The organism is Xanthomonas sp. 3307 (genome assembly GCF_014199735.1).
Taxonomy (GTDB): Bacteria; Pseudomonadota; Gammaproteobacteria; order Xanthomonadales; family Xanthomonadaceae; genus Xanthomonas_A; species Xanthomonas_A rydalmerensis.
Map to the genome: position 1 here is coordinate 41,584 of NZ_JACHOG010000013.1, position 6,652 is coordinate 48,235.

Sequence of the window (6,652 nt, forward strand, 5' to 3'; positions counted from 1 at the left end):
GCACCGTGCACGGCGCGATTGCCCGGATTATGCGCGAAGCCGAGCTAAATTCGCGTTGAACGCGCGCAGCCGGCGCCGCTCAGCGGCGCTGCAGCCACGACGACGGATCCACCGGCTGGCCATTGCGGCGCAATTCGAAGTACAGCGCCGGGCGGCCCTGGCCGCCGGAATTGCCGACCTTGGCCACCGCATCGCCGCGCTTGACCTTGGCGCCGGCGTCGCGCAACAAGGTGTCGTTGTGCGCGTACAGGCTCATGTAGCCGTTGCCGTGGTCCACGATCAGGATCATGCCGTAGCCGGTCATCCAGTCGGAGAACACCACCGTGCCATCGGCGACGGCGGTAACGGTGCTGCCGGCGGGCGCGGCGATCAACACGCCGCTGCTGGTGCGCCCATCGGGCAACCTGCCGCCGTAGCGCGCGATCAGATCGCCCGACAGCGGCCAGCCCAGGCCGCCGACCTTCAGCGGCGGCGCCGAGGCGACCACCTTGGGCGGCACCTTGCCGCCGCCACGCCCGGACTTCGCCGCGGCCTTGGCCTGCGCCGCCTGTTCGGCCGCTTCGCGCTTGGCCGCGGCACGACGCTCGGCTTCGGCACGGGCCGCGGCGGCGCGCAGGTTGGCGAGCAGGGTTTCCAGCGCCTTGGCATCCTGGCCCAGCGCCTTCTCGCGTTCGCTGCGGTCCTGGTAGCGCTGGTCCAGTTCCGAGACCACGCTGGCGCGCTGCTTGCGGTCGCGCTGCAGCGCCTGGGCCTGTTCCTGCTGGCGGCGCTGGGCCTCGCTCAGTTGCTGCTTCTGTTCGACGACCTCGCGCTGCACCTGCTCCAGCGCCTGCAGCTCGTGGGTCAGGGTGGCGATGCGCTGCGCGCGCTCGCGCTGCAGATAGCGGTGATAGGCCAGCAGGCGGTTGGCGTCGGCCACGCGGTCCTGCGCCAGCAGCAGCTTCAGCGGCGCATTGCCGCCGATGGCATAGGCCGCACGCAGCAGTTGCGCCAGTTCGGCGCGCTGGCGGGTCAAGCCGCTGCGCAGGCCATCGCGCTTGCGCTCAAGTTCGGCCAGCGTCTGCTGGTGCCGCTGCAGCGCCTGTTGCGTCTGCGCCAGGCTGCGGCCGGTGGCGGCGACCTTTTCGTCGGCATCGCGCAACTGGCGTGCGGCATCGCCGCGCTTGCCTTCCAGTTGCCGCCGTTCCTCGGCCACGCTCTTCAGCTCGCCGCGCACCTTTTCCAGGCGCTTCTCGGCCTCGCGCGGGTTCTGCGCCACGGCCAATCCGGCGGTCAGCAACCAGGCCATCGCCAGCAGGCTGCGCAACAGCCCGCGCCAGTGCCCGGGCGCACGCCGCTCGACCGCGCGGGGCGCGGCGGAACGCAACGGGACAGGAGCGGCTGCGGGCAAGAGAGGGTCCAGTGACTTCAGGCAGGTGTGGATTGTAGCGAAGCGTGTTGTGATCGCCCCACGATTGATTGCTGCCGCAGCGCCGGCGCCCGGGAGGTGAGGGATGAAACGCATGCATCTGGCGGTTGTGCTGACACTGGCCCTGGCGGCCGGCCCGGCGTTCGCGGACGAAGGCATCAGCAAGGTCAACGGCAGCATCACCGCCGACGCCGGCAAGCAGTACGGCGACCTGGAAACCGTGAACGGCAGCATTACCGTGCAGTCGGGCGCCCAGGTGGGCAGCGTGGAAACGGTCAACGGCAGCGTCAAGGTCGCCGACGGCGCGCAGACCAAGGGTCTGTCCACGGTCAACGGCGGCATCACCCTCGCCGAGCGCGCGCAGGTCGCCGGTTCCATCGAAACCGTCAACGGCGGCATCTTCGTCGACCGCGGCGGCCGCGTCAGCGGCGGCATCGAGAGCGTCAACGGCAGCATCGGCCTGGTCGCCACGCAGCTGGACCACGGCATCGAAACGGTGAACGGCGACATCACCGTCGGCCACGATTCGCATGTCGGCGGCGGCATCTCGATCAACAAGCCCAGCTTCAGCATGTCGTTCAAGCCCACGCGCAAGCCGCGGGTCATCGTCGGCCCGCGAGCGGTGATCGACGGCCCGCTGCGCTTCGAGCGCGAAGTCACCCTGTACGTGCACCGCAGCGCCAAGACCGGCCCGATCACTGGCGCCACCGCGCTGCCCTTCGACGGCGACACCGCGCCGAACAACTGAGCCGTGCCGCGTCGCCGCGCCCGTCCGGGCGCGTGCGACTTGCCTATAGAATCCAGGGTTCCCTCGCCATCAGGAGCCCTCATGACCCGCAAGCTCGTGCTGTGCCTGGCCGCAGCGGCGGCGCTGACCGCGTGCAAACGCGAAGCGCCTGCCCCGGCCGCCGACGCCGCGCCGCCGGCCGCTGCGCCCGCCCCCGCTCCGGCGCCCGCGCATGCGTTTTCCACCGGGATCGCGCCGGCGGACTTCGCCGAACTGGTCAAGACGCTGTCCTCCGACGCCTTCGAAGGCCGCGGTCCCGGCACAGCTGGCGAAGACAAGACGGTCGCCTACATCCGCGACCAGATGCAACGCATCGGTCTGCAACCGGGCAACGGCGACAGTTGGTTCCAGGACGTGGCGATGACCGAGACCACGGCGGCACCCAGCACCACACTCACCATCGCCCATGACGGCGCAGCGCGGCAGCTCGCCTTCGGCACCGACATGGTGGTGGGCACGCGCACCGGCCAGCCCGAGGTCAAGCTCGATGGCAGCGACATGGTCTTCGTCGGCTACGGCGTGGACGCGCCGGAGCAGAAGTGGAACGACTACGCCGGCCAGGACTGGAAGGGCAAGACCGTGGTGATGTTCGTCAACGACCCCGGCTTCCACACCGGCGAAGGCAGCCTGTTCGAAGGCAAGCGCATGACCTACTACGGGCGCTGGACCTACAAGTTCGAGGAAGCCGCACGCAAGGGCGCCGCTGCCGCGTTGATCGTGCACGACACGCCCGGCGCCAGCTACGGCTGGGACGTGGTCAAGAATTCCTGGTCCGGCGCGCAGTACGACCTGCCGGCGAAGGACGATCCGGAGCCGCGCATCCCGGTGCAAGGCTGGATCACCGCCGACGCCGCCAGGAAGCTGTTCGCCGACGCCGGCCTGGATCTGGCGCAGGCGTACAAAGACGCCAGCAAGCGCGGCTTCAAGCCGGTTCCGCTGAAGGCCAAACTCTCGGTGGACCTGAAGAGCACGATTGCCGAGAAGACGTCGCGCAACGTGGTCGGCGTGCTGCCCGGCGGCAGCCGCGCCGACGAAGCGGTGCTGTACATGGCGCACTGGGATCACCTGGGCAAGCACGATGGCGAACCGGGCGACAACATCTACAACGGCGCGGTCGACAACGCCACCGGTGTGGCCGGCATCCTGGAAATTGCCGAGGCGTTCGCGCACCAGCAACCCAAACCCGAACGCTCGGTGGTGTTCCTGGCGGTGACGCTGGAGGAGTCGGGGCTGCTCGGTTCCAAGTATTACGTGGCGCATCCGACCTTCCCATTGAACAAGATCGCCGGCGTCATCAACCTGGATGCGATGCCGGTGGCCGGACGTGCCAAGGACCTGGTGGTCAACGGGTTCGGCAGTTCCCAGCTGGAAGACCTGCTCAAGCCCATCGCTGCCGCACAAGGCCGCGTGCTGCACGCCGAAGACGCGCCGCAGAGCGGGTTCTACTTCCGTTCCGATCACTTCAACTTCGCCAAGGCCGGCGTGCCGGCGCTGTACATCGACGGCGGCGAGGACCTGATCGACGGTGGCATCGAGGCCGGACGCCGTGCCGCGGCGGAATACGCCAAGCGCTACCACTCGCCGGCCGACGAGTACGACCCGGCAACCTGGAAACTCGACGGCGTGATGGACGACCTGCAGGCGGTGTATGGCGTCGGCAAGGAACTGGCGGCCGGCGACAGCTGGCCGAACTGGTACCCGGACAACCCGTTCAAGGCCGCGCGCGACAAGATGATGGGCAGGCCGACGTCGCTGCCGGCAACGGCGCCTGCCAACGGCAAGTAGTCGGCTGCGCATCTTTCGCTTCCATGGCAGCGGCGCTTCGGCGCCGTTGTTGTATGTGCAGGCCATCAGGCGTGCCGCGTATGGGACACGACGACATTGCATTTCGATTGTCGCTGTCCGGCTGCGATCAAAATCACTCCGACAGCGCGCTACGGTGTGCGCCGTTGCAGGAACGACTGCGTGGCGCCTTGAGCAGCAATACGAGACACAACCGTAGGAGCGGCTTCAGCCGCGACGGGCTTAGCCGGTCACTCCTGTCGCGGCTGAAGCCGCTCCTACAACGGCGGATAGCGCACCGGTCGCTTGGATGTCCGCGGCCCCATCGATGTGCAACGCGAAATCGTAGGCTGTCGGTCTGTCGGTGTGTCTGTCGGTAGCGTAGCGATTCTGATTGGCGTTCTTTGCGGTTTTCTTCGATCGCGACAACCCGCATTCGCGGCCGACACGGAGCATCGCCCCCTAAAGCGCGTGGCCCTCTCTGCGTCCATGCACCGCTCTGCGTATCGGCTGCCTCAATCATGCGGCGCCCTGTGACTGCGTCCCTAGGATGCCGATATCTGTCGCCTGGCGGCGACGGTTCCATTGCCCTTGCGGCACACTACGATCTCAGCGGCACGCTCCCAATAAAAAAGCCCGGGCATGCTCTTGCCCGGGCTTCCATGGCCGCGCCATGACGCGTGATGTGCCCGCGGTAGCCGACCGCTACCGCGGACAACCGCCTCAGGCCGCTTGCTTGGCCTGCCCCAGGCTGGCCATGTCGATGACGAAGCGGTACTTCACGTCGCCCTTGAGCATGCGCTCGTAGGCCTCGTTGATCTGCGCCATCTCGATCGTCTCGATGTCGGACACGATGTTGTGCTTGGCGCAGAAGTCCAGCATCTCCTGCGTCTCGCGGATGCCGCCGATCAGCGAACCGGCCAACTGGCGCCGCTTCAGGATCAGATTGAACACCGCCGGCGACGGATGCGGCTCGGCCGGCGCGCCGACCAGGGTCATGGTGCCGTCGCGCTTGAGCAGGGTCAGGAACGCATCCAGATCGTGCGGCGCCGCGACGGTGTTGAGGATGAAATCGAAGCTGTTGGCGTGCGCCGCCATCTCGTCGGGATTCTTCGACACCACCACCTCGTTGGCGCCCAGGCGCAACGCATCCTCGCGCTTGCCGGCCGACGTGGTGAACAGCACCACGTGCGCGCCCATGGCGTGGGCGATCTTCACGCCCATGTGCCCAAGGCCGCCCAGGCCGACGATGCCGACCTTCTTGCCCGGGCCGACCTTCCAATGGTTCAGCGGCGAATAGGTGGTGATGCCGGCGCACAGCAGCGGCGCCACTGCAGCCAGTTGCTTGGCATCGTGGCGGATGTGCAGCGTGTACTTCTCGTCGACCACGATGTGATCGGAGTAGCCGCCATAGGTGTTCTCGCCGCCGAACATCGGACCGTTGTAGGTACCGACAAAACCGTTCTCGCAGTACTGCTCCTCGCCATCGGCGCAGGAGGCGCAATGCCGGCAGCTGTCGACCATGCAACCGACGCCGGCCAGATCGCCAACCTTGAAGGCGCCGACCTGGTCGCCCACCGCGGTGACGCGACCGACGATTTCATGGCCCGGCACCGACGGGTACTGGGTGTTGTGCCACTCGTTACGCGCGGTGTGCAGATCGGAGTGGCAGACGCCACAGTAGAGGATCTCGATGCTGACATCGTGCGCGCCGAGTGCGCGGCGTTCGAAGGTGAAGGGGGTCAGCGGCTGATCGGATGCCTTGGCGGCGTATCCATTGGCTTGGCTCATGGGGAAGGCCTCGTGGTGGGTGAAAGGGGCCGAAGGGCGATGCGCGAGGCGGGCAGAATGATGCCGCGCACGCGTTCGCCGGAATCGTAAAAAGTCTAAGCGCCATGGCATGAAAGGCACGCATCGCCATATGGAACGGTGCGATGCGCGAGTTCAAAACCCGCTTTAGACGCCCTTAGTTGTGGACTGGCGCACGTAAGCAGCTGAACGTAGATGCACTTCACTGATGACATGCAGACGGCGGGACTTCATCGGCAAAGCGGACCCTGCGGATGGCCAGCAGCGATTAACAAGAAGCGCGACAGAAGGCAGGGTGTGAGTGCAACGCACCCGAGCGCAGTTCCATTCGCAAGCGCTCCGGAAATTGCGCGTTTTACTGCCTTGGTGCACCGCTGATTCTTCCCATGGTCACCAGTCGATCGCTGTACGCGGTCCATCCGCACGCTGTAATTGGTTAGCGCGGCCGCATGCCAGAGGCCGCCTGACGTAATGGCCTGGAGCTGCTTAACAGCTGGATCGCGGGGAGCCTGAGGCCGCTGCAAGGCCGCGCCTTCGGCTCGCAGCATCGTGCGCGGTGCCCGGCGTGACGCGGGTGCGAGGTATCAGATTTGGAGTGCATGTGCTCTGCAGTCGCTAGCCACGCCGTCTCGCAGCGCCTCGTCCACATGCACATGCACACAGTGCGGCACGGCCAGCGAAGAAGATCTTCTGCCGTGTTGAGCGGCGTTTGGCTCGCTGCAGAGAGAGCCCTGTAGAGCCGTTGGCCGCGCGGCGCTCGCGTGCGAGGGATTTTTCTCGCGCAATAAAAAATCCCCGTCCTTTTGGGACGGGGATTTGGGGTAAAGCCCCTGGCGATGACCTACTCTCGCATGGCTTGAGCCACA

4 protein-coding genes are annotated in these 6,652 nt (G+C 66.8%); 2 read left to right on the forward strand and 2 right to left on the reverse strand.

Annotated elements, in window-relative coordinates:
• Positions 1–79: 79 nt before the first annotated feature.
• On the reverse strand, positions 80–1,288 hold the full coding sequence (locus GGR64_RS20165; RefSeq protein ID WP_184447484.1) for a peptidoglycan DD-metalloendopeptidase family protein: 1,209 nt from the start codon (positions 1,286–1,288) through the stop codon (positions 80–82).
• Between the two features lie 205 nt (positions 1,289–1,493).
• On the opposite strand from GGR64_RS20165, the gene GGR64_RS20170 reads away from it, so the two are divergent.
• Positions 1,494–2,156: a hypothetical protein gene (locus tag GGR64_RS20170; protein WP_160968832.1), complete on the forward strand. Its 663-nt coding sequence runs from the start codon at positions 1,494–1,496 to the stop codon at positions 2,154–2,156.
• Positions 2,157–2,237: 81 nt separating this feature from the next.
• Positions 2,238–3,980, forward strand: coding sequence for a M28 family metallopeptidase (locus GGR64_RS20175; protein ID WP_184648068.1), 1,743 nt, complete (start codon positions 2,238–2,240; stop codon positions 3,978–3,980).
• Between the two features lie 720 nt (positions 3,981–4,700).
• Here GGR64_RS20175 and GGR64_RS20180 read toward each other — a convergent pair.
• Entirely contained in the window at positions 4,701–5,768 is a 1,068-nt protein-coding gene (locus GGR64_RS20180) for an NAD(P)-dependent alcohol dehydrogenase (RefSeq protein WP_184447412.1), read from the reverse strand.
• Between the last annotated feature and the right edge of the window lie 884 nt (positions 5,769–6,652).